Origin of the sequence: Cellulomonas iranensis NBRC 101100 = JCM 18110 (genome assembly GCF_001552375.1) — a bacterium.
Lineage (GTDB): Bacteria > Actinomycetota > Actinomycetes > Actinomycetales > Cellulomonadaceae > Cellulomonas > Cellulomonas iranensis.
In genome coordinates, this window is record NZ_BCRB01000167.1 from 1 (window position 1) to 3022 (window position 3022).

At 78.4% G+C, this 3022-nt stretch carries 3 protein-coding genes; all 3 read left to right on the plus strand.

Annotated elements, in window-relative coordinates; genetic code table 11:
• Positions 1 to 1032: hypothetical protein (locus tag CS2_RS18025; protein WP_070320996.1), on the plus strand; the 1032-nt coding region annotated here is incomplete at its 5' end.
• Positions 1033 to 1075: 43 nt separating this feature from the next.
• Positions 1076 to 1693: a DUF4129 domain-containing protein gene (locus CS2_RS18030; RefSeq protein ID WP_046528749.1), complete on the plus strand. Its 618-nt coding sequence runs from the start codon at positions 1076 to 1078 to the stop codon at positions 1691 to 1693.
• A complete protein-coding gene (locus CS2_RS18035; protein ID WP_070320997.1) occupies positions 1690 to 2898 on the plus strand; it encodes a DUF4350 domain-containing protein in 1209 nt (402 codons plus the stop codon). Before CS2_RS18030 ends, CS2_RS18035 begins: the two co-directional genes overlap by 4 nt.
• The last annotated feature ends 124 nt before the right edge of the window (positions 2899 to 3022 follow it).

Genomic DNA, 3022 nt, shown 5'->3' on the forward strand with positions numbered 1-3022 from the left:
CCGACGCCGCCCGCCTGGGGCGCGGCGCCGCCCCCGGCCGGTCCCGGCTGGCAAGGCGGTGCACCGGGCGGCGCGGGGCCCACGGGGTGGCGCGCGCCCTCGCTGCAGCCCGGCATCGTCCCGCTGCGCCCCCTGGGCCTCGGCGAGATCCTCGACGGCGCGGTGCGTGCGGTGCGCGCGAACCCGTCGGTGATGTTCGGGCTCTCGGCGGTCGTCGTCACGGTGGCCGTCGCGATCCAGACCGTCGTGCAGCTGTACGTGACCGGCCTGCTGAGCGGCGCGATCGGCGACGCGTTCCGGATGGACGGCGTGACGCCCGCGGAGTCCGCGGCGCTGTCCGAGATGCTCTCGACCAACACCGGCGCCGCGCTGACGGCCCCCCTGCTGGTCCCGGTGACCTCCGTCCTGACGGGTCTGCTGATCGTGTCGGTCAGCCGCTCGGTGATCGGGCAGCGGGTCGCGCTGCGCGAGGTGACCCGCTCGCGGCGCGTGTGGCTGGTCGTCGGCTTCGGGCTGCTGCAGCTGCTCGCGTCGGTCGTCGCGGTCGGGCTGTGGATCGGCGGGGTCGTGGGCCTCGCCGCCGCCGGCACCCCCGGCGGTGCCGTGCTCCTCACGCTCGTGGGCGGTCTCGCGCTCGCCGTCGGGACGGTCTGGGTGACGGCCCGCACGCTGCTGGTGCCGCCCGCCCTCATGCTCGAGGGCCGCCGCTTCTGGCCGACCGTCGCGCGCGCGTGGCGGCTCACGCGGGGCTCGTTCTGGCGCCTGCTCGGCATCTACCTGCTGGCAAGCGTCCTGGTGTCCGTCCTCATGTACCTGTTCGTCCTGCCGGCGGGCGTCGTGGCGGGCCTGGTGTCCGCGGCGACGGGCTCGCAGGCGGTCCTGGTGCTGGTCACCGCGCTCGGTCAGATCGTCGGCATGACGCTGTCGACCACGTTCATGGCGGCCGTGGTCGCGCTGCTCTACGTCGACGTGCGGATCCGCCGCGAGGGCCTGGACCTCGAGCTCGCGCGCGCGGCGACGGCGGACGCGTGACACGGGAGGCCCCGCGGCGGGCGCGACGTCGGGTCGGCACCGCATGAGGCTCGGCGTCCCGGTCGAGCCCGACGCCGCCACCGCGCGCGGCTGGGCGCGTCAGGAGCTGCTCGACCCCGTCTACCACCAGCGGCAGTCGCTGCTCGAGCGCGTGATCGGCTGGATCCGGGAGCAGCTCGAGCAGCTGCCCTCGATCGGCATGTCGGGCGGGACGTGGTTGCTGGTCGTCACGGTGGTGGTCCTCGTCGTGGTGCTCGTCGCGCTGCGCGTCGCGGGGCCCGTGCGCCGCGCCGCGCGGCGTCGCAGCGCACCGCTGCGACGCGGTGACGACCGCCGCACGGCCGACGAGCTGCGGGCGGCGGCCGACGCGGCGGCGCGCGAGGGCGCGTGGTCCGCGGCCGTGGCGGACCGCTACCGCGCCGTGGTCCGCGGGCTCGAGGAGCGCGCCCTGCTCGACGAGCGTCCGGGGCGTACGGCGCACGCCGCCGCGCGGGACGCGGGTGCGGCGCTGCCCGCGCACGCCGCGGCGCTGGCCCGCGGCGGCGACCTCTTCGACGACGTCGTGTACGGCGAGCGGCCGGCCACCGCCGAGGACGACGCCACGATGCGTGCGCTCGACACGGCCGTCGCCGCGGCCCGCCCGGTGGCGGTGGACGCGTGAGCGCGCCCCCGACGACGCTCCCCGGCCTCACCACCGGCGAGGTGCTGGGCGACGGCTCGACCGCGCGCAGCCGCGGCGCCGAGCGCTGGCGCCGGTGGCGCCCGTGGCTCGTCGTGCTCGCGGTCGCGGTCGTCGGCGCGCTCGTGCTGGCCCTGCCCTCGCCCCCGACGAGCACGACGCCCGGCGCACCCGACAACCCGACCGCGTCCGGTGCGCGCGCGGCGGCCCGCGTCCTCGAGCGGCAGGGCGTCGACGTGCGGTACGTGACGACCACGCGCGCGGCCGTCGGCGCGGCCGCGTCGGGCGGCACCGTCCTCGTGGTCGGCGACCAGTGGCTGTCGGCGCAGCAGGTCGACGCGCTCGCGGCGCTCGACAACGACCTCGTGCTGGTCGACGCCGGGTGGGCGCTCACCTCGCTCGCCCCCGACGTCGTCGCGACCGGCGCCGCAGCGCCCCGGGCCGCCCGGCCGGCCACGTGCGACGACCCCGACGCGACGGCCGCGGGCACGATCACCGCCGCCGGCGGCTACGAGGACGTCACCGGCTCCGCGGTGCTGTGCTTCCCGTCGTCGCCGGGCGCCGGCGACGGCGCGTACGTGGTGGTCGAGCAGGACGGCCGGCGGCTCGTGGCCCTCGCGGACATGGAGCCGCTCACCAACGAGGCGCTCGCCGACGAGGGCAACGCGGCGCTCGTGCTGCGCATGCTCGGACGCACGGACCGACTCGTCTGGTACGTCCCGAGCCTCGACGACGCCGGTCTCGTGCCCGACGGCGCGGCCGGCGCCTCGCTCACGGACCTCGTGCCGTGGGTGGGGCCGGTCCTCGCGTGGCTGCTGCTCGTGCTGGCCGTCACGGTGGTGTGGCGCGGACGACGGCTGGGCGCGGTCGTGGCCGAACCGCTGCCGGTCGTCGTGCGCTCGGCCGAGACGACGCGCGGGCGCGGGCGCCTGTACCGCCGGGCGCGCGCGCACGGCCACGCGGGAGCGGCGCTGCGCGCGGGCACGGCGGCGCGGGTCGCGCACCGGCTCGGCCTGCCGCGCTCGGCGGACGCCCCCACCCTGATCGACGCGCTCGTGCGGGCCACCGGGCGCGACGCGCGCGGTGTCGAGACGCTGCTGTACGGCCCGCCCCCGACCGACGACGCGGCCCTGCTGCGGCTCGCCGACGACCTGCACCACCTGGAGAGCGAGGTACACCGACCGTGACCGACGAGACGCCGTACCCCCCGGCCACGCCCGCTCCCGGGCCCGAGCGGCCGCCGGCGCCCTGGCCGGGCCACGACGCCGGCGGCGACGCCCCGGCGCCGACCCCGGCGCACGCCGCACCGGC